This window comes from Enterobacter nematophilus (assembly GCF_026344075.1).
In the GTDB taxonomy this organism is placed as follows: Bacteria; Pseudomonadota; Gammaproteobacteria; order Enterobacterales; family Enterobacteriaceae; genus Enterobacter; species Enterobacter nematophilus.
The window spans coordinates 67,609-90,618 of sequence record NZ_JAPKNE010000001.1; the positions used below are offsets into that span (position 1 = coordinate 67,609).

General features: G+C 54.2%; 18 protein-coding genes and 2 pseudogenes. 11 read left to right on the forward strand and 9 right to left on the reverse strand.

What is annotated here, in order from left to right; all coding sequences use genetic code 11:
- The first annotated feature begins 11 nt into the window (after positions 1 to 11).
- Both OSH03_RS00335 and OSH03_RS00340 read left to right on the forward strand, forming a co-directional pair.
- Entirely contained in the window at positions 12 to 1,094 is a 1,083-nt protein-coding gene (locus OSH03_RS00335) for an ABC transporter ATP-binding protein (protein ID WP_061098026.1), read from the forward strand.
- Between the two features lie 66 nt (positions 1,095 to 1,160).
- The gene (locus OSH03_RS00340) at positions 1,161 to 2,075 is read left to right on the forward strand and encodes an OmpG family monomeric porin (RefSeq protein WP_266177916.1); all 915 of its coding nucleotides are present in this window, start codon (positions 1,161 to 1,163) and stop codon (positions 2,073 to 2,075) included.
- 34 nt (positions 2,076 to 2,109) lie between these two features.
- Here the strand turns inward: OSH03_RS00340 and OSH03_RS00345 are convergent, their stop codons facing one another.
- The gene (locus OSH03_RS00345) at positions 2,110 to 3,120 is read right to left on the reverse strand and encodes a LacI family DNA-binding transcriptional regulator (protein WP_266177917.1); all 1,011 of its coding nucleotides are present in this window, start codon (positions 3,118 to 3,120) and stop codon (positions 2,110 to 2,112) included.
- Positions 3,121 to 3,275: 155 nt separating this feature from the next.
- Here OSH03_RS00345 and OSH03_RS00350 point away from each other — a divergent pair, with 155 nt between their 5' ends.
- From OSH03_RS00350 to tyrR, 3 genes are all read left to right on the forward strand, one after another.
- Complete coding sequence (locus tag OSH03_RS00350) at positions 3,276 to 4,673, forward strand: YcjX family GTP-binding protein (protein WP_266177918.1); 1,398 nt, start codon at positions 3,276 to 3,278, stop codon at positions 4,671 to 4,673.
- Positions 4,670 to 5,722, forward strand: a complete 1,053-nt coding sequence (locus OSH03_RS00355) for a YcjF family protein (RefSeq protein WP_193356813.1) — start codon at positions 4,670 to 4,672, stop codon at positions 5,720 to 5,722. Before OSH03_RS00350 ends, OSH03_RS00355 begins: the two co-directional genes overlap by 4 nt.
- A 112-nt stretch (positions 5,723 to 5,834) precedes the next feature.
- On the forward strand, positions 5,835 to 7,376 hold the full coding sequence (gene tyrR / locus OSH03_RS00360) for a transcriptional regulator TyrR (protein ID WP_266177919.1): 1,542 nt from the start codon (positions 5,835 to 5,837) through the stop codon (positions 7,374 to 7,376).
- Between the two features lie 33 nt (positions 7,377 to 7,409).
- On the opposite strand, the gene OSH03_RS00365 is transcribed toward tyrR, so the two are convergent.
- Both OSH03_RS00365 and tpx read right to left on the reverse strand, forming a co-directional pair.
- On the reverse strand, positions 7,410 to 8,618 hold the full coding sequence (locus OSH03_RS00365) for an aldose 1-epimerase family protein (RefSeq protein ID WP_266177920.1): 1,209 nt from the start codon (positions 8,616 to 8,618) through the stop codon (positions 7,410 to 7,412).
- A 275-nt stretch (positions 8,619 to 8,893) separates the two neighbouring features.
- The gene (tpx, locus tag OSH03_RS00370; RefSeq protein WP_041909703.1) at positions 8,894 to 9,400 is read right to left on the reverse strand and encodes a thiol peroxidase; all 507 of its coding nucleotides are present in this window, start codon (positions 9,398 to 9,400) and stop codon (positions 8,894 to 8,896) included.
- A 108-nt stretch (positions 9,401 to 9,508) separates the two neighbouring features.
- On the opposite strand from tpx, the gene ycjG reads away from it, so the two are divergent.
- Positions 9,509 to 10,474: an L-Ala-D/L-Glu epimerase gene (gene ycjG, locus OSH03_RS00375; RefSeq protein ID WP_266177921.1), complete on the forward strand. Its 966-nt coding sequence runs from the start codon at positions 9,509 to 9,511 to the stop codon at positions 10,472 to 10,474.
- Here the strand turns inward: ycjG and mpaA are convergent.
- Positions 10,465 to 11,178: a murein tripeptide amidase MpaA gene (gene mpaA / locus OSH03_RS00380; protein WP_151413663.1), complete on the reverse strand. Its 714-nt coding sequence runs from the start codon at positions 11,176 to 11,178 to the stop codon at positions 10,465 to 10,467. The two genes, ycjG and mpaA, sit on opposite strands and share 10 nt — an antisense overlap.
- A gap of 185 nt (positions 11,179 to 11,363) precedes the next feature.
- On the opposite strand from mpaA, the gene OSH03_RS00385 reads away from it, so the two are divergent.
- Positions 11,364 to 12,980, forward strand: a complete 1,617-nt coding sequence (locus OSH03_RS00385) for a peptide ABC transporter substrate-binding protein (protein ID WP_266177922.1) — start codon at positions 11,364 to 11,366, stop codon at positions 12,978 to 12,980.
- Positions 12,981 to 13,077: 97 nt separating this feature from the next.
- On the opposite strand, the gene OSH03_RS00390 is transcribed toward OSH03_RS00385, so the two are convergent.
- Positions 13,078 to 13,833, reverse strand: a complete 756-nt coding sequence (locus OSH03_RS00390; protein WP_266177923.1) for an SDR family NAD(P)-dependent oxidoreductase — start codon at positions 13,831 to 13,833, stop codon at positions 13,078 to 13,080.
- Positions 13,834 to 13,990: 157 nt separating this feature from the next.
- On the opposite strand from OSH03_RS00390, the gene OSH03_RS00395 reads away from it, so the two are divergent.
- A complete protein-coding gene (locus OSH03_RS00395) occupies positions 13,991 to 14,860 on the forward strand; it encodes an AraC family transcriptional regulator (RefSeq protein WP_253542173.1) in 870 nt (289 codons plus the stop codon).
- Between the two features lies 1 nt (position 14,861).
- Here OSH03_RS00395 and OSH03_RS00400 read toward each other — a convergent pair.
- A pseudogene (locus tag OSH03_RS00400) lies at positions 14,862 to 15,782 on the reverse strand (aromatic alcohol reductase); the annotation flags it as partial.
- Positions 15,783 to 15,923: 141 nt separating this feature from the next.
- On the opposite strand from OSH03_RS00400, the gene OSH03_RS00405 reads away from it, so the two are divergent.
- The gene (locus OSH03_RS00405) at positions 15,924 to 16,823 is read left to right on the forward strand and encodes a LysR family transcriptional regulator (RefSeq protein WP_266177924.1); all 900 of its coding nucleotides are present in this window, start codon (positions 15,924 to 15,926) and stop codon (positions 16,821 to 16,823) included.
- A 178-nt stretch (positions 16,824 to 17,001) separates the two neighbouring features.
- On the opposite strand, the gene OSH03_RS00410 is transcribed toward OSH03_RS00405, so the two are convergent.
- The 3 genes from OSH03_RS00410 to OSH03_RS00420 form a co-directional block, all read right to left on the reverse strand.
- The gene (locus OSH03_RS00410; protein ID WP_061098040.1) at positions 17,002 to 17,142 is read right to left on the reverse strand and encodes an Ecr family regulatory small membrane protein; all 141 of its coding nucleotides are present in this window, start codon (positions 17,140 to 17,142) and stop codon (positions 17,002 to 17,004) included.
- A gap of 73 nt (positions 17,143 to 17,215) precedes the next feature.
- Positions 17,216 to 18,448, reverse strand: coding sequence for a sensor domain-containing diguanylate cyclase (locus OSH03_RS00415; protein WP_266177925.1), 1,233 nt, complete (start codon positions 18,446 to 18,448; stop codon positions 17,216 to 17,218).
- Positions 18,449 to 18,540: 92 nt separating this feature from the next.
- Entirely contained in the window at positions 18,541 to 20,670 is a 2,130-nt protein-coding gene (locus tag OSH03_RS00420) for a putative bifunctional diguanylate cyclase/phosphodiesterase (protein WP_266177926.1), read from the reverse strand.
- A gap of 453 nt (positions 20,671 to 21,123) precedes the next feature.
- Between OSH03_RS00420 and OSH03_RS00425 the strand changes: the two genes are divergently transcribed.
- Positions 21,124 to 22,266, forward strand: a complete 1,143-nt coding sequence (locus OSH03_RS00425) for a methyl-accepting chemotaxis protein (RefSeq protein ID WP_061099658.1) — start codon at positions 21,124 to 21,126, stop codon at positions 22,264 to 22,266.
- A gap of 178 nt (positions 22,267 to 22,444) precedes the next feature.
- A pseudogene (gene tnpA / locus OSH03_RS00430) lies at positions 22,445 to 22,884 on the forward strand (IS200/IS605 family transposase).
- Positions 22,885 to 23,010: the final 126 nt, after the last annotated feature.

Here is a 23,010-nt window from a genome sequence, read left to right on the forward strand (position 1 = left end):
AGGAATAAATTATGGCTCAACTGTCTCTGAAACATATTCAGAAAATCTATGATAACCAGGTCCACGTGGTTAAGGATTTCAACCTCGAAATTGAAGACAAAGAGTTTATTGTTTTCGTCGGTCCGTCGGGCTGCGGTAAATCCACGACCCTGCGAATGATTGCCGGCCTTGAGGAGATCAGCGCGGGTGAACTGATTATTGACGGCGTTTGCATGAATGACGTGCCCGCCAAGTCGCGCGATATCGCGATGGTATTCCAGAACTACGCGCTTTATCCGCACATGACGGTCTACGACAACATGGCGTTTGGCCTGAAAATGCAAAAAATAGCGCCCGCGGTGATTGAAGAACGCGTTAACTGGGCGGCGCAGATTTTGGGGTTACGTGAATACCTGAAGCGTAAGCCTGGCGCTTTATCGGGTGGTCAGCGCCAGCGCGTGGCGCTGGGCAGGGCGATCGTGCGCGAAGCGGGCGTCTTCCTGATGGATGAGCCGTTATCCAACCTCGATGCCAAGCTTCGCGTGCAGATGCGTGCCGAAATCAGCAAGCTGCACCAGAAGCTTAACACCACCATGATCTATGTGACGCACGACCAGACGGAAGCCATGACGATGGCAACCCGCATCGTGATCCTGAAAGACGGCATCATTCAGCAGGTGGGTGCGCCGAAGCAGGTGTACAACGAGCCTGCCAATATGTTTGTCGCAGGGTTCATTGGCTCTCCGGCGATGAACTTCATTCGTGGCGCTATCGACGATCGCTATTTCGTGACGGAAACGCTGCGTCTGGAAATCCCCGAGGACAAGCTGGCCGAACTGAATGCGCAGGGTTACCAGCGTAAAGCGGTGGTCTTCGGGATCCGTCCGGAAGATATTCTTACCCTGCAAAGCAGCGGAGAAGATATCACGGCGAAAGTCAGCGTCGCTGAGCTGACCGGTGCCGAATTTATGCTTTATGCCACCGTGGGCGGTCATGAACTGGTTGTCCGTGCGGGCGCGGCCAATGACTACGTAGCCGGAGATACTATCGGCATTCAGTTCGATATGAATAAGTGCCATTTCTTCGACGCCGATACCGAAGCGGCTATTAGATAAGAAAGGTGTTTGCCGGAAATGCAAATTTCCGGTTTTTTTGTTTGTTAATTATAAAGGGAATATTTAATGAGTACTCTACTAAGAAGTGCTGCGCTCGTTCTGTGCGCAGGGGTTAGCTGCGCGCAAGCAACAGAATCCGCAAAGCAGTGGGAGTTTAATATCGGTGCCATGTATGAAATTGAAAACGTCGAAGGTCAGGGCGACGATAAAGATGGATTATATGAACCCTCCGTGTGGTTTAATGCAACATGGGATGCCTGGACAATCTCTCTGGCAATGTATCAGGAAGGCCCGGTTGATTATAGCAGCATGACGCGTGGCACCTATTTCGATCGTCCGGAATTTGAATTACGCTATCGCTTTATCGGCACCGATGATTTTACTTTCGGTCTAACGGGTGGCTTCCGCAATTATGGTTATCACTTTAAAGATGAACACGGTGCCAAAGACGGCAGCGCTAATATGCAGCGCTACAAAGTTCAGCCTGACTGGGATATTAAATTAACCGACGACTGGCGCTTTGGCGGCTGGTTTGCCATGTATCAGTTTGCCAACGATCTGGAAAAAACCGGCTATTCTGACAGCCGCGTCGAGACCGAAACGGGCTTTACCTGGACTATCAATGAAACCGTCTCCGCCAAAGTGAATTACTATTTAGAGCGCGGCTTCAATATGGACAGCTCACGTAATAACGGCGAGTTTTCTTCCCAGGAAATTCGCGCCTATCTGCCAATTTCGTTGGGTCAGACTACGTTAACCCCTTATACCCGACTGGGTCTCGATCGCTGGTCAAACTGGGACTGGCAGGACGATCCAACGCGTGAAGGGCATGATTTCAACCGTCTGGGTATGCTGTACGCCTATGATTTTAACAACGGTTTATCCATGACGCTGGAATATGCCTACGAATGGGAAAACCACGATGAAGGTGAGAGCGATCGCTTCCACTACGCGGGTGTCGGCGTGAACTACGCGTTCTGATAATGATTTACCAGGGGCGTTTGCCCCTGGTTTTTTAGCGTAATGCAGCCGCATCCGAAAAATGCGTATCAACCAAAATCTTGTGCGGCGCAGGTTTACCCGCAATACGCTTAAACAACACGTTGCAGCTCTCTTCGCCGAGCTTTCTCGTCGGGATATCAAACCCGCCTGGCGCAGGGGTTAAAACGAGAGACAGCATCGGATCGCTGTATCCTGCCATGGCAACCTGCTCGGGAACCATCAGATTTAACTCATCCGCTGCACGATAAAGACCCAACAATTTCATACTGTCAGTAGCAAAAACGGCATTGGGCGGGTTGTCAGATGAGAGTAATTTGCAGGCTGCCTCAAGCGCGCTTTCATGGGTATATCCGCCATCAATGACCCACTCCGGGTTAATGGCGATACCCTGCTTCTCAAGGCTGGATTTATAGCCCGCAAGGCGATCGATAGAAACGTGATAATCGAGCGGGGCATGCAGACAGGCAATTTTTGTTCGTCCATGTTTAATAAACGAATCGACCAGAATAGCGCTGTCGTGAAAATTGTCCGTATCAACAGAATAAATATTCTGGAACTTACCTTCTACTTTTCCAATAACCACCACGGGCACACCGTATTCGTCCAGCGTGGTGAAAAAAGATTCGTTTGCCGGTGAACTCAGCATGATGATCCCTTTGATCATCTTCTGCTTTATTTTTCCTACGCACTTCTGCAGATCGTCCTCACTGCTTTTCGAGGTTTGTAAAATAACGTCAAACCCTTCCTCTTCCGCTTTTGCCGTAATGGCGTGAAGAACATCGGAGAAAAAAGGGTTACCGGCAGTGGTTTTGGTCGAGCGGGTCGAAATAACCATAATGGCATCAAAGCCAGAAGAGGTCAGGGCGCGGGCCAGTTTGTTGGGCTGATAATTTAATTCGTCTATCGCCTTAAGCACTTTGTCTCGCGCTTCAGGAGAAATATTTGTTTGTTTATTCAGAACGCGGGAAACGGTTGATTTCGATACGCCCGCAACCCGTGCGATATCATAGATGGTGGGTGACATACACCTTACTCACTCCGGACTGACAGCAATGTCGTTCATCTTACTGGAGAGAAAACGGCAATAGCAATAAATAAGAATTGATAATCAACGATCTGCCCCCATTTATTGTATTCTGAAGCCATACATTCCAGGCTTCCGGGCAATGAAGGATGGCGATGAAGCGATTTAAGAACGAACTCAATTCACTGGTGAACCGCGGCGTTGATCGACATTTGCGTCTGGCCGTCACCGGCCTGAGCCGCAGCGGTAAGACGGCGTTCATCACCGCGATGGTAAACCAGTTGCTGAACCTGCACGCCGGCGCGCGCCTGCCGTTGCTCAGCGCCGTGCGCGAAGAGCGTCTGCTGGGCGTTAAGCGCGTTCCTCAGCGTGATTTTGGCATACCGCGTTTTACCTACGACGAAGGGCTGGCGCAGCTTTACGGCGACCCGCCCGCGTGGCCGACGCCAACGCGAGGCGTCAGCGAAATTCGCCTTGCGCTGCGCTTTCGCTCTAATGAATCGCTGATACGTCACTTTAAGGATACCTCCACCCTGTATCTGGAAATCGTCGATTATCCCGGAGAATGGCTGCTCGACCTGCCGATGCTGGCGCAGGACTACCTCAGCTGGTCCCGTCAGATGACGGGCTTGTTGCAGGGGCAACGCGCAGAGTGGTCGATGAAATGGCGACAGCTGTGCGAAGGTCTGGATCCGCTGGCGCCTGCGGATGAAAACCGTCTGGCGACCATTGCTGAAGCCTGGACAGCCTATCTTCATCAGTGCAAACAGGAAGGGCTGCACTTCATCCAGCCGGGCCGTTTTGTCTTGCCGGGTGACTTAGCAGGCGCGCCCGCGCTGCAGTTCTTCCCGTGGCCGGACGTGGACGGCGCAGGCGAGTCGAAGCTGGCGCAGGCCGACAAACACACTAACGCCGGCATGCTGCGCGAGCGTTACAATTACTACTGTGAAAAGGTGGTCAAAGGTTTTTATAAAAACCACTTTTTACGTTTCGACCGCCAGATTGTGCTGGTGGATTGCCTGCAGCCGCTCAACAGCGGGCCGCAGGCATTTAACGATATGCGCCTCGCGCTGACGCAGCTGATGCAGAGTTTCCACTACGGGCAGCGGACGCTGTTCCGCCGCCTGTTTTCGCCGGTGATCGACAAGCTGCTCTTTGCGGCCACAAAAGCCGATCACGTCACGGTCGATCAGCACGCCAACATGGTTTCTCTGCTGCAGCAGCTGGTGCAGGACGCCTGGCAAAACGCCGCGTTTGAAGGCATCAGCATGGATTGTCTTGGGCTCGCATCGGTGCAGGCGACCCAAAGCGGCCTGATTGACCTTAACGGCGAGAAAATACCGGCATTACGCGGGAATCGACTCAGTGACGGCGAGCCGCTTACCGTCTATCCCGGCGAAGTCCCCGCGCGGCTGCCGGGTCAGGCCTTCTGGCAGAGCCAGGGCTTCCAGTTTGAAGCCTTCCGTCCTCAGACCATGAGCGTCGATCGGCCGTTACCGCACATCCGTCTGGATGCGGCGCTGGAGTTTTTGATTGGAGATAAATTGCGATGACGGAACCGTTAAAACCGCGCATAGACTTTACCGGAACCCTTGAGCCCGAGCGTCAGGACGCCTTTAAAACGGCGCAGACGTTCAGCGGCGCGCAGGCGGAGAACTTTGCCCCGGCGCTGCCGGACGATCCCGCCGTCGAGGACGGTCCGGCGGAGGCGGTCGTGGAAGCCGCTCTGCGTCCTAAACGCAGCCTGTGGCGCAAGATGGTCACCGCCGGTCTGGCGCTGTTTGGCGTCAGCGTGGTCGGGCAGGGCGTACAGTGGGCGATGAACGCCTGGCAAACCCAGGACTGGGTCGCGCTGGGCGGTTGTGCCGCGGGCGCGCTCATCGTGGGGGCGGGCGTCGGATCGGTTGCCACCGAGTGGCGCCGCCTCTGGCGTTTGCGACAGCGCGCGCACGAGCGTGATGAAGCGCGGGATCTTCTCCACAGCCACGGCACCGGCAAAGGCCGCGCCTTCTGTGAAAAACTGGCCAGCCAGGCCGGTATCGATCAGTCGCATCCGGCGCTTCAGCGCTGGTATGCCGCCATCCATGAAACCCAGAACGACCGGGAGGTGGTCACGCTCTATTCCCATATGGTTCAGCCGGTGCTGGACGCGCAGGCGCGACGCGAGATTAGCCGCTCGGCGGCGGAATCCACGCTGATGATTGCCGTCAGCCCGCTGGCGCTGGTGGATATGGCCTTTATCGCCTGGCGTAACCTGCGCCTCATCAACCGTATCGCGAACCTTTACGGCATAGAGCTGGGCTACTACAGCCGGCTCAGGCTGTTCAAACTGGTCCTGCTCAATATCGCGTTTGCGGGCGCGAGCGAGCTGGTGCGCGAAGTGGGAATGGACTGGATGTCGCAGGATCTGGCTGCGCGTCTTTCAGCCCGTGCAGCCCAGGGCATCGGTGCAGGCTTACTGACGGCGCGTTTGGGTATCAAAGCTATGGAAGTGTGCCGCCCGCTGCCGTGGATTGATGGCGATAAGCCGCGGCTGGGGGATTTCAGGCGTGAACTGATCGGTCAGCTGAAAGAGACGCTCAATAAAAAACCGTCTCCTTAAGGCTTTGTTCACTAATCGTGCTGGCTGTCAATATTTGTTGACAGCCATCTTCCGGTTCACCGTGTTCTGACATATCATTTTAACGTTATTGGCTTAAAACGGTGAATTTCCCATGCGTCTTGAAGTCTTCTGTGAAGACCGTCTCGGTCTGACCCGCGAATTACTCGATCTTCTTGTTTTACGTAGCATTGATTTACGTGGCATTGAAATCGATCCTGTCGGGCGAATTTACCTCAATTTTGCCGAAATTGAATTTAATACCTTCAGCAGCCTGATGGCGGAAATCCGCCGTATCGCTGGCGTTACGGATGTACGCACCATCCCCTGGATGCCCTCCGAGCGCGAGCACCTCGCCCTGAGCGCACTGCTTGAAGCGATGCCCGAGCCGTTCCTCTCTCTGGATCTGAAAAGTAAAGTCGAGCGCGTTAACCACGCGAGCTGCCAGCTTTTCGCGCAGAGCCAGGAGAAGCTCAGCAACCACCACGCCGCGCAGCTGATCCCCGGTTTTAACTTTCAGCGCTGGCTGGACAGTAACCCGCAGAATACGCACAGCGAGCACGTGGTGATTAACGGGCAGAATTTCCTGATGGAGATTACGCCGGTCTATCTGAAAGGAGAGGGAAATGCTCGCGTATTGACCGGGGCGGTGATCATGCTGCGCTCGACGCTACGCATGGGGCGCCAGCTGCAAAACCTCTCCAGCCAGGACGTAGGCGCATTCAGCCAGATTATTGCCGTCAGCCCGAAAATGCGCCACGTGGTTGACCAGGCGCGCAAGCTTGCCAGCCTGACCGCGCCGCTGTTGATTACCGGCGATACCGGCACCGGGAAGGATCTGCTGGCGCACGCCGTGCATCTGGCAAGCCCGCGTGCAGCAAAACCGTATCTGGCGCTTAACTGCGCCTCTATTCCGGAAGATGCCGTCGAAAGCGAGCTGTTTGGACACGCGCCGGAAGGCAAGAAAGGGTTCTTCGAGCAGGCCAACGGCGGCTCCGTGCTGCTGGACGAGATCGGCGAAATGTCGCCGCGTATGCAGGCTAAGCTGCTGCGTTTCCTGAACGACGGCACCTTCCGCCGCGTCGGCGAGGATCATGAGGTGCATGTGGACGTGCGCGTCATTTGCGCCACCCAGAAAAACCTGGTGGAGCTGGTGCAAAAGGGGATTTTCCGCGAGGACCTCTACTACCGCCTCAACGTCCTGACGCTGAACATTCCACCGCTGCGCGACTGTCCGCAGGACATCATGCCGCTAACGGAGCTGTTTGTGGCCCGCTTTGCCGACGAGCAGGGCGTTCCGCGTCCGAAGCTGTCTGCCGATCTCGGCACGGTGTTAATGCGTTACGGCTGGCCGGGCAACATTCGTCAGCTTAAAAACGCCGTTTATCGCGCGCTGACCCAGCTGGAAGGCTATGAACTGCGCCCTCAGGACATTCTGTTGCCGGATTACGACGCCGGGACGGTATCGGTAGGCGAAGAGGCGATGGAAGGCTCGCTGGATGATATCACCAGCCGCTTCGAGCGCTCCGTGCTGACGCAGCTGTACCGCAGCTATCCCAGCACCCGAAAACTGGCAAAACGCCTTGGCGTCTCGCATACCGCGATTGCAAATAAGCTACGTGAGTATGGGTTGAATCATAAGAAAGGCGAAGAATAACAAAAAGCCTCTGTAAAGAGGCTTTTTTGATGCTTATTCCTTTGCCAGGGGCGTGGTCACGATCTCTGTTTTTGTCTCTCCCTGTATCGACGCAATCCTGCTTTCAACATCCTTCACCTGCTGCGCGCTGTGTAGCAGGGTATAGGTCAGATCAAACTGCGCGCTGGCGCCTGGCTGCAGCTGCTTAACCCGCTTCTGCTCGCGTTCAATGGTAACGGGGTAGGCGTAGCTGGTGCCCGGCTCAATACCCGTGACATAGCCCTGTTTTGGCGTATCGGTATTTTTCCACAGGGTCAGCACGGGCAGCTGGCGGGTATCAAACTGAATCGACGCGCCTTTGTCACCGGCTTTATTCACCACCGCCGCGAGGGTTTCGTGGTTGCTGTCCGCGAGCGGTTTGATGTTAAAGACCATCTCATCAAAGCCTTTTGTCGGCCCGGCGTAGGTTTGCCAGTCGTTAACGCCCGCTTTGGCGTAATCATTGAACGGGCTCACTCTTGCCGCCGGGGCAAGGAAGCGCGCGCCTTCTTCGAGGACAGGTGCGCCGAAGTTGCTGTGATAGATGATTTGGTAATCATGAGGGTAATCGGCATGGTTCGTCAGAACGTCATGCAGGCTGAACCGGTTGGTTCCCGGAACGTAACGCAGTTCGGTCATGGTTTGCAGATCTGCTTTTTTAAACGTGCTCTCTTTGATTAAACCGCGAATACGAATTTCATGCGGTGCGGCATCCGCAACTTCCACTTCCACCTGGGATGCGGGCGTATTCCCCGCCTTGCCGTGCAGGGTATAAATCTGGCCGTCAGCGGTGACCGGGTGCCCCGTCCATTCGTAGCCACAGCGGACCATCATTTCGTTGAAACCTTCCAGCCAGCCAAGTCCGTTTCGGCTTTCCAGATTAATATACGCCGGGTTAACGACCTCTTTAACGGGCGAGTTCCAGCCCAGCCTGGTGCCAAAGCCTTCTACATGCAGAAGGTTCATCCCGCGCGTCGGGCTTAAGGTAATGGTCAGGCCGTTTGTACTGCTAATGACGATGACTTTACTGCCTTCCTGCCTGCCGCCGTGCAACACTTTTTGCTCAATGCTGAACGTTCGATCGTTAATTTTCAGCTCATCGCTGGACATCTTCCAGTTTCCTTTTTCCACGCTGCTTTCAGCGCTTGTCAGCACCCAGGTTTTTGCTGCGGCATGGCCCGAAACCAGTACCGAAAGGAGCGTTAAAGCCAGTTTTATTTTCATATTTATCCCTTTTTGCTGAAACGATTATTTAACTTCGTAAGCAAATCTAATGTTTTGGCGATAAGGGAAATGTGATGTGCCTCACTGAGGGTAAATACGCGGCTATTTAACGATCAATATGCGGGTTTGATCGCCATTTAGCTGAATTGTCGAAATTAAATTGCATAAATATTGTGACTCAAGAGTATTGTTGCTTTAACGATTCAGCTTGTAATTAATAAAAAACCCCGCCATAGCGAGGTTTTGAAAAAGCGGTATAGAATGCTAAGTAATGATTATGCTTTCAGCTTTTCCAGCGCGGCGGTGTAATCCGGCTCGGTAGTGATTTCATTAACCAGTTCGCTGAACACGACAGTGTCGTTTTCATCCAGAACCAGTACCGCGCGTGCTGCCAGGCCTTTCAGAGGGCCTTCGGCGATGCTGACGCCGTAGTTTTCGAGGAAATCCGGGCTGCGCAGGGTGGAGAGGGTGATAACGTTGCTCAGGCCTTCAGCGCCGCAGAAGCGAGACTGGGCAAACGGCAGGTCAGCAGAAATGCACAGCACAACGGTGTTGTCCATTTCAGTTGCCAGCTGGTTGAACTTACGCACGGATGCGGCGCAAACGCCGGTATCAATGCTCGGGAAAATGTTCAGCACTTTGCGTTTACCCGCAAACTGAGCCAGTGTGACGTCAGACAGATCTTTAGCCACCAGAGTAAAAGCCTGCGCTTTGCTGCCAGCCTGCGGAATGGAACCTGCAACAGCAACCGGGTTGCCCTGGAAATGAACGAGTTGTGACATAGATATCTTCCTGTTTACATATAGTTAACGTCGGGGCTAGTGTATGCCATCCGCGGATAACACGGCAAACCAAATTTTTTCGCCTTTTCGGGCCGCAAGGAGTCAGTGATGAGAAGCGTTAAGGTCTATGAAGAAGCCTGGCCATTGCATACCCCGTTTGTGATCTCTCGCGGCAGCCGAAGTGAAGCCAGCGTGGTGGTCGTTGAAATCGAAGAGGACGGTTTTAAAGGCGTAGGGGAGTGCACGCCTTACCCGCGCTATGGTGAAAGCCTCGCGTCGGTGATGGCGCATATCATGACGCTGGTGCCAGACCTGCAAACCGGTCTCACGCGTGAGGCATTACAGCAGCGTTTGCCCGCCGGGGCCGCACGCAACGCCATTGATAGCGCGCTCTGGAGCCTGGAGGCGGCGAAGCGGCAACAACCCCTGACAGCATTGCTGGACGTGGCGCTGCCGGAATCGGTGGCTACCGCGCAAACGGTAGTGATTGGCGAGCCGGAACAGATGGCCGCCAGCGCCAAAGCGCTTTATGACGCCGGGGCCCGGCTGCTGAAGGTGAAGCTCGACGATCGTCTGATTAGCGAGCGGATGGTCGCCATTCGCGCGGCGGTGCCCGCAGCCACGCTGATAGTTGATGCCAATGAATCATGGCATCCAGAAGGGCTGGCCGCCCGCTGTCAGCTGCTGGCCGACCTTGGAGTGGCCATGCTGGAGCAGCCTCTGCCCGCAAAAGATGATGCGGCGCTGAAGAACTTTATCCATCCGTTGCCCGTTTGTGCCGATGAAAGCTGCCACACCCGCGCGAGCTTAAGCGAGCTGCAGGGCCGCTACGAGATGATTAATATTAAGCTCGACAAGACCGGCGGGCTGACAGAGGCGCTGGCCCTGGCGGAAGAAGCCCGGGCGCAGGGTTTTTCACTGATGCTGGGCTGTATGCTCTGTACGTCCCGGGCAATCGGCGCGGCGCTACCGCTGGTCAATCAGGTCCGTTTCGCCGATCTGGACGGCCCGACGTGGCTGGCGGTTGACGTCTCACCCGCGCTCCATTTTACCAGCGGCGTGCTTCATCTCTGAGGCTGCCAGCGCAAAAGCTCCACCATGGCTTTTAAGTATTTTTCGCTGGCTTCATCGGACGAGATCGCCGGGAATTCAGCGGTAATACAGGGCAGGCTCAAATCGGCGCACCAGCTACCGAACGAGCCTGGCGTTTCATAGCCCACGCTGGTCACGAGCGGCAGGGCGAACGCGTCTGCCAGCCACGCGCCGAGCTCGGAGTGGCGCGGATCTTCAATGCAGGCCAGCGGATCGTGGAAGGAAACCACCCACGCGGGGTGGATCTTATGGATAAGCTGGCACAGCGCCTGGGTTTCCGGCTCTGAGCCCGGCTTATCTCCCGTCAGCAGAACCACATCTCGCTCCTCGGCGGAGCTGTTCCAGCGATACACCGTTTCCCCGGCGCGCCAGTTTGCTGCCGGAAAATTACGGTTTAAGTCAACGCCTCGCGCGTTGGCGCGAAGCCCCAGCTGACAGCCGTCCGGGTTAACCGCCAGAATCACGTGATGACGTCGCAATGAAGGCGTCAGCGTCCGCAGCGCGCAGGAAAGCGTCACGATGGAGGAGTTCTCATCCCCGTGCGTGCCGGCAAGAATCAAGCCGCTTTCGCGGTCTGCCTCGGGGGCGGGAAACCAGATCAGCGATGCGCCTAAAAATGAACGGCCATATTGCTCAGCGCCCGGCGGAAAGGCGCCGCGTTCCGCTCTCGGTCGGGTGGTTGCCATACGAAATCCTGATAAAGAAGTCACTACTGGCAGTGTTGTGCAAAACACGCTGTTAATCAAATAGTTTCCGTAATGGCTAAGAATTGCCTTAAATCACTATTCAGGCGTAAGTTATTTGCATTTCTCTTTGTCGAAACAAATAATTACGCATCTGCTTAATACCTGAATTCATTAAAGGGGATCTTATGAAGCATCCTGTTTCGCGTCTTTTTGCCGCACTGTGCCTGTGCGGGCTCTCTTCACTTTCTTTCGCAGCTGACGTGCCGCAGGGCACTGCGCTGGCGCAAAAACAGGAGCTGGTCAGGCATATTAAAGACGAGCCGGCTTCGCTGGACCCGGCGAAAGCCGTGGGGTTGCCCGAGATTCAGGTCATTCGCGATCTCTTCGAAGGTCTGGTTAATCAGAATGAGAAAGGGGAGCTGACGCCGGGCGTGGCGACACGCTGGCAGAGCAATGATAACCGCGTCTGGACGTTTACCTTACGCGATGACGCGAAATGGTCCGACGGTTCCCCCGTCACCGCCCAGGATTTTGTCTACAGCTGGCAGCGTCTGGTTGACCCGAAAACAACCTCTCCGTTTGCCTGGTTTGCCGCGCTGGCGGGAATCAATAACGCGCAGGCCATTATTGACGGCAAAGCCGCGCCCGATACGCTGGGAGTGACGGCGGTGGATGCCAGGACGTTACGCGTCCAGCTGGACAAACCGCTGCCGTGGTTCAGCAACCTGACGGCGAACTTTGCCTTCTATCCAGTACAAAAAGCTAATGTAGAAAGCGGTAAAGAGTGGACGCGGCCTGGCGCGCTGGTGGGGAACGGCGCTTACGTTCTGAAGGACCGCGTGGTGAATGAAAAACTGGTTGTGGTGCCCAATACGCACTACTGGGACAATGCCAAAACGGTCCTGCAGAAGGTGACCTTCGTGCCGATTAATCAGGAATCGTCGGCCACCAAACGCTATCTGGCAGGGGATATCGATATTACCGAGTCGTTCCCAAAAAACATGTATCAGAAGCTCCTGAAGGACATTCCGGGACAGGTTTATACGCCGCCTCAGCTGGGCACGTATTATTATGCCTTTAACACCCAAAAAGGCCCGACGGCGGATGCACGGGTTCGTCTGGCGCTGAGTATGAGCATCGACCGTCGTATCATGGCGGAAAAGGTGTTAGGGGCGGGTGAGAAGCCCGCCTGGCACTTCACCCCTGACGTGACGGCAGCCTTCACCCCGGACGCCTCGCCGTTTGAGCAGATGTCGCAGCAGGAGCTGAACGCCCAGGCCAAAACCTTGCTGCAGGCCGCAGGCTATGGCCCTCAGCGTCCGCTGAAGCTTAACCTGCTGTACAACACCTCGGAAAATCACCAGAAAATCGCGATTGCGGTGGCCTCCATGTGGAAGAAAAATCTTGGTGTGGATGTCAAACTGCAAAACCAGGAGTGGAAAACCTACATTGATAGCCGTAACACCGGCAACTTTGACGTGATCCGCGCCTCATGGGTGGGCGATTACAACGAGCCATCAACGTTCCTGTCATTGCTGACCTCCACCCACAGCGGCAATATCTCCCGCTTTAATGACCCTGCCTACGATAAGATTGTCCAGCAGGCGACGCTGGAAACCACGGCGAAGGCGCGCAATGCGGACTACAACATGGCGGAGAAAATCCTCATGGAGAAGGCGCCCATCGCGCCAATCTATCAGTACACCAACGGTCGCCTGATTAAGCCCTGGGTGAAGGGCTACCCGATCAATAACCCGGAAGACGTGGCGTATAGCCGGACGATGTATATTGAGAAGCACTAATCAAGTACTGGCGCGGCTTGCGGCGCCAGTTCCTCTTTTCTGACCATCACCCGCCACAGCAGAAAGCATCACTTTTCTGACGGTATTTTTGGCGTATTCAGATGGTTTGCCCGCCCGACACTTCAATGCGCTGTGCGGTTACCCAGCGGTTGTCATCACGCAGCAGGCTGGCGACCATCGGCCCGATATCGTCGGGAACGCCGAACCGCCCGAGCGCGGTCATCGCGGCAAACTGCGCGTTGACATCTGCGCTGTCGCGAACCAGGCCGCCGCCAAAATCGGTTTCAATGGCGCCTGGCGCGATGGTATTGACGGTGATGCCGCGCGGGCCCAACTCGCGTGCCAGATAGACGCTGAGCATTTCCACAGCCGCTTTTGCCGCCGCGTAAGTGGAGAACCCAGGGTACGATACCCGGGTCAGGCCGGACGAGAAGTTGATGATGCGCCCGCTGTCCGCCAGCAGGGGTAAAAGGGTCTGAACCAGGAAAAATACCCCTTTAACATGGACATTGAATAGCCCGTCGAACTGCGCTTCGGTGGTCTCGGCCACCCCGGCAAACTCGCCATGACCTGCGTTATTTATCAGGTGGTCGAAGGTGTCGCGCTGCCAGACTTCGGCGAGTTGTTGACGCAGGGTTTCGGCAAATGCCGGGAAACTCGTCGTCTGCGCCACATCCAGTTGAAGTGCGATCGCCTTACGACCAAGGGTGCGGATTTCCGCGACAACCGCTTCAGCCTGAGGGGTGTTTCCTCTGTAAGCGACGATAACATCGCCACCCTGACGCGCGATAGAGAGGGCGGTGTTACGGCCAAGACCACGATTGGCGCCGGTGATAAGTGCAATTTTACTCATTGTGTATCCTCTGTTTGGTGGAGCTTTTACAGTAGGAGAAGGCCACTAATTCACTTTGCCTGATTCTGGTTATCTTTTGCCTGTTTCTCTTTTCATTGTTCGTTCTGTTGAGAATGACCGCATACTATGGCTTAAAAACTTGCCTGAAAGAGTGTCTATGCGCGATCTCCTGTTCGATCTTTGCCGCCGGTATGCCGATGCTCACGTCGACCGTAGCGGGGTTGCCGTAACGCCGGTTCCAGGGTTGACGATTATCCGGGCTTTGCATCCGGGCGACCTGCAGGCGGCGATCAACAGACCGCTGATGGCGATGCTGTTGCAGGGGCGAAAACGCGTCGCTACGGGGACGGAAAGTTTTGAATATGGCCCCGGCGAGGCGATGGTGATAGCCGCCGATGTGCCGACCCTCAGTCAGATTACCCAGGCCAGCCTTCGCCATCCCTACTATTCACTGGTGCTGGAACTGGATATCGCCATCCTGCGTGAGTTGCAGGATGCTGTGCCAGCGAAGCAGGGGGGAGCGCCTTGCGTTGGGGTTGAGCCAATGAATGCCGACGTGACGGACGCTGCTTACCGGCTGGCAAGGTTGTTTGAACAACCGGAGGCGATGGCGGTTCTTGGAGATGGGCTACGGCGAGAGCTGCATTACTGGTTGCTTCGCAGTGTCCATGGTCCTGCTATTCGCGCCCTGGGCGCGGCGGATAGCCACTCTGGACGAATTAGCCGTGTGGTCGCAATGTTGCGTAAGGAATTTACACGTACGATAAGCGTTGACGAGCTTGCTGAGGTGGCGGGCATGAGCGTGTCCGTATTCCATCAGCATTTTCGCGCGATAACCACGATTTCGCCCCTGCAATTCCAGAAACAGCTACGCCTTATCCATGCCCGCCGCCTGATGCTTGTCGATGGCGCAGGGATCGCGCAGGCGGCGTATACGGTCGGTTATGCCAGTGTTTCGCAATTTACCCGCGAATATGCCCGTATGTTTGGCGCGCCGCCGGGGCGGGATAAACGCATGGCGACATAACGGTTTTAAGCCATGATTCAATATCTTGAGTTGGTATATTATTCTGAACATTCCAGGTGTTACTCATCGGCCACCACATGCCGTTTCCTCGGGCGAAGGCCGCGCGATAGCGAAGCATCTGGTCATCCGGATTTAACTGCAGTGCATTCAGCAGATCCGGGAGCGTCAATACGTTTTTGGCAAAGGTTTGTTTTGTCGTGCGTTCAACCTTTTCGGCCAGTTTTCCGTAGGAGGTTGTTTCACCCGCGACAAATATCACTTCATTTACGATCCGCGGCTGATGCAAATAAATTTCGGTGGTGAGTCGGCCAATATCTGCAGGTGATGTCACGGTGACCTGCGTGTCCCATCCTCCAAGCGCATTAATGGTTTTTTCGGATAAATTCACCACATTAAACGCCGGCTCGAAGAGAAAGCTGGTAAACATACCGGTTGAAACAATCACCCATTCCGTCGCGTTCTGTTCCCGCAACAGCGTCCTGACATCATACTGCTCGTCCCAGACGGGCTGGCCGCTCCCTTTGCCGACCACATCGTAATTCACGCCGAACTGCCAGGGGAAATAGCGGCTTACGCCTGCTTCCAGTACCGCGCGGGTAATTTTGAGCTGTGTACCTGCTCCGGCGACAAACCCCATGCAGTTGATGACGGTATCAAAATCCAGAAAGTGGGTTTTTAACGTTTCAGTGGAACTGTCGGCGACATCGACCGCGATAAATTCTGCCCCTGCATCAGCCAGTTTTTGATGCGTTTCGGACTGAAGCTTGCCCCGGCTGTCCCAGGAGCGGGGCGAAACGATAACGGAGACAGCGCCGTCGCGCTGCGTGACTGCCGGAACCAGATACTCCAGCACGGCAGCGCCCAATTGTCCTGCACCAAGCACTAATACATTTTCGCCTGTCTTGATATCACGTTCTTTCATGCTGAGCCTCTCTTTGTTAAATCACCTGTCTACTGCAACTTGAGCAAGGTTATGTCAGATGGCTGCATTCGATAAGACGACAGGCATAGGTTAGACTGTTCGTAAAAATGGGATAATTGACCTTTCAGGCGCGGTGGGAATATGGATAAACTGGAATCAATGCGGGTATACGTTTGCGTGGTCGATACCCATAGCTTCGCCAGGGCGGCAGAAATGCTGGGGCTACCGCGCTCAACCGTATCGCGGGTTGTTAAGGAGCTGGAGACATACCTGGGTATTCAGCTTTTACAACGCACCACCCGAAAACTCAGCGTGACCGCAGAAGGCCGGTGTTACTATGACGAGAGCAAACGGCTGCTGGCGGATATTGCGACAATGGAATCTTCCTTTCCCGGCAGATCGGCACAGCCCAGAGGCCGTTTTAAAGTGGGGATGCCGCAGTCTCTCGCCCGACATTGCATTCTTCCCAGCCTCCCGGAATTTCTCCGCCAGTTTCCCGAGCTGGAACTGATGCTCTGTTCCAGCGATAGCGTGGAGGACATCATTCAGGAAGGGTATGACTGCGCGATCCGCACCGGGAGGATCGAAGATTCAACGACGCTGGTCGCGCGCCCTCTGGCGAACTTCAGATGGGTTGTTCTGGCTTCTCCGGGCTATATAGCCGCCTGTAGTAAGCCGGAAAATCTCGACCAACTGGAAAAGCATTACGCAGTCGGTTACCTGAACCACCGTACCGGGCGCACTATCGACTGGTTTTTTACGCGTGATGACGGCGATTGTGCAATTCGCATGAAAGAGACGCTGATCGTCGATGATACCGACGCCTATATCCAGGCCGGCATTCAAGGGCTCGGATTAATTCGCGTGGCCAGCTATCTGGCTGAGCCGTATGTGAAGAGCGGGGCGTTGGTTCGCTGTTTGGAGAACCTCTCTTTCGATTTACCGCTTTCGCTTGTCTATCCACAAAACCGCTATCTCCCGCCTTCGGTACGCGCCTTTTATGACTGGAACAGAGCGGTGCTGCACCAACATGGCGACTGACGCTCTTTGCTTAATAGCCGGAAATAAAAAAAGCCCGTCAGAGAACGGGCGAAATAAGCAAATGATTTAGTGATTCGTTATCAACATTGTTGGAGGATAACGCCGCGTATCTTACGTGGCTGAGGGCAATGCAGATACCTGACAAATTCGGTAGGTGAAACAATAAGTTAAACGTGCGCTACAGGGCGTCAAAAGTGGGGTAGAGACTGTTTTCCAGATATTCAACGAAATACCAAATCTCACCGCTGAAAATAAACCATAAGCCAAATATTATAAGCAATAAAATAATTAAGGTGAGTATTATTTCTGTCTTTCCCATTGTTGCCACAACCCACCCGTCGTTATTTACTTAAGCTGGGCATTGTAGCGGGGCTTTTCACGATACTCCAGTTTCATGCCGCAAGGACTTTATTACGTCCATCATTTTTGGCGCGATAGAGCGCATCGTCGACACGTTTAAACAGCGCGTCAATACTCTCTTCCGGGTCATGGCGCGCCACGCCAATACTGACGGTAAAGCGCGGCAAGCCTGGGAGAGTAATATGGGCGACCGCCGCACGGACGGATTCGGCAATCTTCAGAGCCGTTTCGAGAGACGTGCGCGGCAACAGGATGACAAACTCTTCACCGCCCCAGCGGAACACCAGATCATCTTGTCTGCAGCAGGCTTCCAGCGTTCGGGAGAGGGCGATAAGCACCTCATCACCTTTCAGATGACCGAAGAGGTCATTGATGTTTTTAAAATGATCCGTATCCACCAGCAGCAGGCTAAATTGCTGCTGTGCGGAAAGGTGGCTCAGGCTGGTTTGGTCGATAACGTTATAAAACTGGCGTCGGTTGAGTAACCCCGTCATCGAGTCACGTAATGCAGCATTTTCCAGCTCCTGCTCAAGCCTCTTTTGCTCAGTAATATCATGGATTATGCACAGCATCAGTTTGTCACCGTAAATCTCAATGGGCCCCGCGTAGGTCTGGACGTGGCGGGTGGAGCCATCGGCAAGGCGGTGAATAAAATTGAGCGGCTTATGTCCGCCGGGCAGCGCGGCGATCTCCGTCATGATAGGCATGACGCCTCTGCCAAGCGTGTTAATTTCCCAGGTATGCTTCCGGCACATCTCATCATGTGAATAACCGTAAAAGCCGAGCGCGGCCATGTTTGCATCGACAATTTGCCCGTCACGGGCAGGATCGATGAGCAGCATCGGCGCGCTGTTGGTGAGGAAAAAGCGTGCGTAAAACCCCTGTTTTTTGCGTTGATAGGTTGCGGAACGGCTGGCTTTCAGGCCTGAGCGGGCGTGCGAAGAGATTCCTTCGAAAACGATAATATCGCCGTGCGGCGTGCCGTGGCTGAGTGAGAGACGACAGCTTAACGGCACGTCCTGCCCGCCCCGGCTAATTGTCCAGATCTCGACAATATCGTGATCGTTTTTCAGTTCGGGAACATACATCGACAGTACGGTTTGCGCACTTGCAGAGAATGAACCTTTGCGCAGGTCATTCAGCGTTTTATTACCCGTCAGCTGTACTGCGGCCACATTGGCAAAAATAATCTGTTCCGAGACAGGAGAAATGAGCCACACGGGCGTTTTAATTGCATTGAGCGCATCAAAACTATTTTGCGACATAGTATGTTCCTGTTCATCGGCACGATATGCCTGACAATCATGGCAGAACTGACCCGCATGTACTTCCTTGAAACATACTCTACTCAATCCCGTCAGGCATGATTTTTTTGTGAAATAAATGCGGGGTCCGTTTGAATTTTACTCATGGGTATAATTTGTTTGTCTGAGTTTTTCTGTAGCAGCAGCCACGGAACCTGTTCAGCGGGCAATGGGAGGGAGAAGAGGTATCCCTGGAGATAGTCACAGCCGAGGCTGGTCAGTATTGCCTGCTGCTCGTCCGTTTCAATTCCCTCGGCAACGACGGTCATCTCCATGGTGCGGGCAATATTAATAATGGTTTCCACCAGCCTGCGGCTTTTTTCATTTTCCAGCATAGAGGCCACAAAGCTCTTGTCGATTTTAAGCTCTTTTGCCGGAAGAACGCTCAGCATCAGCAGGTTGGAATAGCCCGTGCCAAAATCATCAATAGAGACGGTGATCCCCGTACGGTTAAAGGCATTAAGCAACTCGATGCTGCGGTCGAGATTTTTTAGTGCGGTACTCTCCGTTACCTCCAGGATCAGCCTTGAGGGCGACAGATTATATTTTTCCAGCATGGACGAAACGATGTGAAAGATATCCGGCTGTTCGAACTGCACGGGAGATAAATTGAGCGACAACGTCCACTGGCTGAAGCCTTGTTCAGTCCAGAAATGAAGCTGCCGACACGCGGCTTCAATAGCCCAGTTGCCAACCGGGATAATCAAACCCGTTTGTTCCAGGGTGGGTAAAAACAGGCCTGGTAGCAAAATGCCTTGCTCCGGATGCCGCCAGCGCAGAAGAGCCTCAAAACCGCGGATAGTTTTATCTTCTGCATGCCAGGTTGGCTGATACCACAGTTCAAACCGATCGCGTTCCAGCGCCTGAGAAAGCTCCTGCAGAAAACCCGGCTGCGCCGGAACCGCCGTTGACATCTCAGGGCGGTAAACCGCCCATCCGTTACGACCGTCTTGCTTAACGTGCTGTAAGGCTGCATCCGCCTTTAACTTCAGTTCCTGCAGCGTTTCGCCATCCTGAGGATAGAGGCTGACGCCCGCGCTGAGGGTGGTACTCAGCGGATGTCCGCAAAGCGAAAGCGGACGGCGTATATCCGCGAGCAGCGTCGTGAGCAGGGTAGTGAGCTTTTCTTCGTCGCATACGGGAACCAGCAGGATAAAGGCATCCCCACCCAGCCTGGCCAGCGTCATCTCACGGGTAAGCCGGGAGGTAATGCGCTGGGCGATGGTGATTAATAACTCATCGCCGACGCTGTGACCCCAGGTATCATTCACGCGTTTGAAGCGATCGACATTCAGAAAAATCACGGCAAATTGTTTGTTACTCAACAAGGCGCTGTGCAGACAATCCTGCATTCGGATATCCATCTGCTGGCGGTTTGCGAGGCCGGTGAGAGCGTCAAAGCGAACCTGGAGCTCAAGCTGACGGTTGAGCTGGCGCAAATTGTCCGTCAGCCGGCTGGTCCGCCAGTGCGAGTCGATAAGCGAAATAATTAACATCATGCCGAGCAGGGAGAGCGTGGTGACGGAAACCCAGATGGATAAACCCAGCTCGCTGACCCCGCCGGGGAGCGTATGCGCCATCTCATGGAAATGCGCGGCGCTCATGCCCGTATAGTGCATCGCGCAAATGGCGGCGCCCATGACTAACGCGGCGAGAATGCGCGTAACAAAGACCCCTTTGTGCCTGTCCCGCAGTCGGAAAGCCAGCCACAACGCCACGCCGGAGGCAACCACGGCAATCACCACGGACAAACCCACAGTGCGCCGATCCCAGAGAATGCTCTCTTTCAGCATCAACGCGGCCATGCCGATATAGTGCATGGAGACCACGCCAGCGCTGAGGATGACCGTGGCGAAGAACAGCCGAAAGAGCGAGAGGTGTTTGCCCGTAACGGCAATGTTAATTGCTATTGTGGAAGCAACAACCGCCACGCCGAGAGACGCAAGGGTTAGCCAGAGGTCATAGCTCATCATCATCGGCATTTGCATCGACAGCATGCCGATGAAGTGCATTGACCAGATCCCGATGCCCAGCGTAACCCCGCCGGCGATGCGCCAGAACAAAGCCGCTTTACGGCTGGAAAGGGGAATTTTCCCGGCGCTGTCCAGGGCCACAAAGGAGGCGATAAACGCCACCAGATAAGAGACAGCGATCAACACAGGGTCCCACGATATATTGAGCATTATGCAATCCCACGCCTGAGAGGGTTACCGATTTCGCCTGCCGGCACGTCTTTTCCGGCAACGAACATGCGCATTCAAACCATATTAATTATTTATCGTGAAAAATGACCATTTATATAAAATGCCAAACTTGCCCGAAATATAAAATATATTCTTTTTGTTAACGCATTAAGCACGGCTAAACATAGCCGATAGATTGTAGCAAAGCGTCTTAAATATGTGTGCAAATGAATCGTTTTACCGCAGATAATGGTATCGCTTCAGGGAAGTTTGGACCAGCAATACAGCATGTGGGGCGTGGCATTTCCACTAAAACACCTTTTTTGTCTGACTTAAGCTAAATACAGGGTGTGTAACGGCGAAACGAGAAACCAGCGCATTATGTGAGGACAAACGCAAAAGTGAATGCTATAAATCTTAATGCCGACCAAAATATATGTTGTGGGTAAAATCATGCTAAGAAATATTAGTGTCAGGACCTTCATTGCCTGGTTCCTGCTGTGCCTTTTTTTAGTGAATGCAGGTATCGTTGTTCTATTTTCCAGCAATCTCTCTCTTTTCGTTTCGATTAATCTGGTCAATTTTGTTGCGTTATTTTTGCTCTGGAGTTATATGACGAAGTTTCTTGTGACGCCGATCAATACTGTGAAAAAAAGTATTGAAGAAGTGACCGCAGGCAACTTAGGCGTCGCTATACCCGAGTTTGGCAATAACTGCGCGGGGCGATTAATTCCCGGGATTAATAGCCTTTCCAGCAACATCGCTACGCTGGTGCGCGAGATCAGGGCATCATCACAAAACGCCATGGCCTTGTCGGATCAGCTCTCTTCCCGCAGTGCTCAACTCTCGGTGAAAACAGAGCAGCAGTCTGCCTCTCTGGTGCAAACTGCGGCAAGTATGGAGCAGATGGCGGCAAGTACCCGAAACAATGCCGATAACACCCGGCTGGCGAGCGAGCAGGCGAATGCCGCGACGGTGCAGGCGCGCAAGGGAGGCGATCTGATGGAACAGGTTGCCAGCAATATGCAATCCATTACCGAGTGCGCGCAGCAGATGACGGAAATTATCTCGCTGATCGACGGCATTGCATTCCAGACGAATATTCTGGCGCTTAACGCGGCCGTCGAGGCTGCGCGAGCGGGCGATCACGGTAAAGGGTTCTCCGTGGTCGCAGAGGAAGTCCGAAATCTGGCGCACCGCAGCGCGGAGGCGGCGAAAAACATCAAAACGCTGATTGACGTTACCAGCAGTAATGTCACCCAGGGGGCCAGCGTTGTGTCGGAAGCGGAGAAGAATATGCGTGACATCGTGACCGGCTCCGGCAACGTCAGCCGGTTAATGGATGAGATTTCTACCTCGACCGCAGAGCAGGAGAAGGGCATTTCCCAGATCACGCTGGCGCTGTCCGAACTGGAGCGGGTCACGCAAAGCAACGTGGCGATGGCGGAGGAACTCAACGGCTCCTCTGATGTGCTGCGCAATCAGGTGATCGAACTGCAGACGCGGACCCGAAATTTCAGGCTGGACCAAGGGCATCCTCCGTCACCAGTAGCCAGCCCCGTCTCGTTCCATCAGCGCCCCGAGCACTCTCTCTGACCGCTTCCCGAAGCCTGGCATGCCAGGCTTTTTTTGTGCACAGAAAACCCCCAGCTAGGCTGGGGGTTCCGTCAAGCTTTCAGCTTTGAGCCAGTTATCAAAACCCCTTTTGATTTGTTAAAACACCTTGCGGTCTGGCAACTGCAAAAGTTCAACAAGAAATCAAAAGGGGGTCCCAATGGGGGACGAAAAGAGCTTAGCGCACACCCGATGGAACTGTAAATATCACATAGTTTTTGCGCCGAAATACCGAAGGCAAGTGTTCCGGTAGGCAGCATTTTAAGGAAACTGTGTGAGTGGAAAAATGTGAACATTCTGGAAGCAGAATGCTGTGCAGATCATATCCATATGCTTCTTGAGATCCCTCCGAAGATGAGTGTCTCGGGGTTTATGGGTTACCTGAAGGGGAAAAGCAGCCTGATGCTTTATGAGCAGTTTGGCGATTTGAAATTCAAATACAGGAACAGTGAATTCTGGTGCAGAGGGTACTACGTCGATACGGTGGGTAAGAACACGGCGAAGATACAGGAATACATAAAGCACCAGCTTGAAGAGGATAAAATGGGAGAGCAGTTATCGATCCCTTATCCGGGCAGCCCGTTTACGGGCCGTAAGTAGCGAAGTCTGATGCAAATGTCAGATCGCATGCGCCTGTTAGGGCGCGGCATGTAAGAGAGCCTTATAGGCGCATCAGAAAAACCTCCGGCTATGCCGGAGGATATTTATTATTCTCGAAACACAGCG

Excerpts from the sequence above, each read along its gene's own strand:
- OSH03_RS00335 (WP_061098026.1), top strand. The coding sequence starts at position 12 with ATGGCTCAACTGTCTCTGAAACATATTCAGAAAATCTATGATAACCAG.
- OSH03_RS00340 (WP_266177916.1), top strand. The coding sequence starts at position 1,161 with ATGAGTACTCTACTAAGAAGTGCTGCGCTCGTTCTGTGCGCAGGGGTT.
- OSH03_RS00345 (WP_266177917.1), bottom strand. The coding sequence starts at position 3,120 with ATGTCACCCACCATCTATGATATCGCACGGGTTGCGGGCGTATCGAAA.
- OSH03_RS00350 (WP_266177918.1), top strand. The coding sequence starts at position 3,276 with ATGAAGCGATTTAAGAACGAACTCAATTCACTGGTGAACCGCGGCGTT.
- OSH03_RS00355 (WP_193356813.1), top strand. The coding sequence starts at position 4,670 with ATGACGGAACCGTTAAAACCGCGCATAGACTTTACCGGAACCCTTGAG.
- tyrR (WP_266177919.1), top strand. The coding sequence starts at position 5,835 with ATGCGTCTTGAAGTCTTCTGTGAAGACCGTCTCGGTCTGACCCGCGAA.
- OSH03_RS00365 (WP_266177920.1), bottom strand. The coding sequence starts at position 8,618 with ATGAAAATAAAACTGGCTTTAACGCTCCTTTCGGTACTGGTTTCGGGC.
- tpx (WP_041909703.1), bottom strand. The coding sequence starts at position 9,400 with ATGTCACAACTCGTTCATTTCCAGGGCAACCCGGTTGCTGTTGCAGGT.
- ycjG (WP_266177921.1), top strand. The coding sequence starts at position 9,509 with ATGAGAAGCGTTAAGGTCTATGAAGAAGCCTGGCCATTGCATACCCCG.
- mpaA (WP_151413663.1), bottom strand. The coding sequence starts at position 11,178 with ATGGCAACCACCCGACCGAGAGCGGAACGCGGCGCCTTTCCGCCGGGC.
- OSH03_RS00385 (WP_266177922.1), top strand. The coding sequence starts at position 11,364 with ATGAAGCATCCTGTTTCGCGTCTTTTTGCCGCACTGTGCCTGTGCGGG.
- OSH03_RS00390 (WP_266177923.1), bottom strand. The coding sequence starts at position 13,833 with ATGAGTAAAATTGCACTTATCACCGGCGCCAATCGTGGTCTTGGCCGT.
- OSH03_RS00395 (WP_253542173.1), top strand. The coding sequence starts at position 13,991 with ATGCGCGATCTCCTGTTCGATCTTTGCCGCCGGTATGCCGATGCTCAC.
- OSH03_RS00405 (WP_266177924.1), top strand. The coding sequence starts at position 15,924 with ATGGATAAACTGGAATCAATGCGGGTATACGTTTGCGTGGTCGATACC.
- OSH03_RS00410 (WP_061098040.1), bottom strand. The coding sequence starts at position 17,142 with ATGGGAAAGACAGAAATAATACTCACCTTAATTATTTTATTGCTTATA.
- OSH03_RS00415 (WP_266177925.1), bottom strand. The coding sequence starts at position 18,448 with ATGTCGCAAAATAGTTTTGATGCGCTCAATGCAATTAAAACGCCCGTG.
- OSH03_RS00420 (WP_266177926.1), bottom strand. The coding sequence starts at position 20,670 with ATGCTCAATATATCGTGGGACCCTGTGTTGATCGCTGTCTCTTATCTG.
- OSH03_RS00425 (WP_061099658.1), top strand. The coding sequence starts at position 21,124 with ATGCTAAGAAATATTAGTGTCAGGACCTTCATTGCCTGGTTCCTGCTG.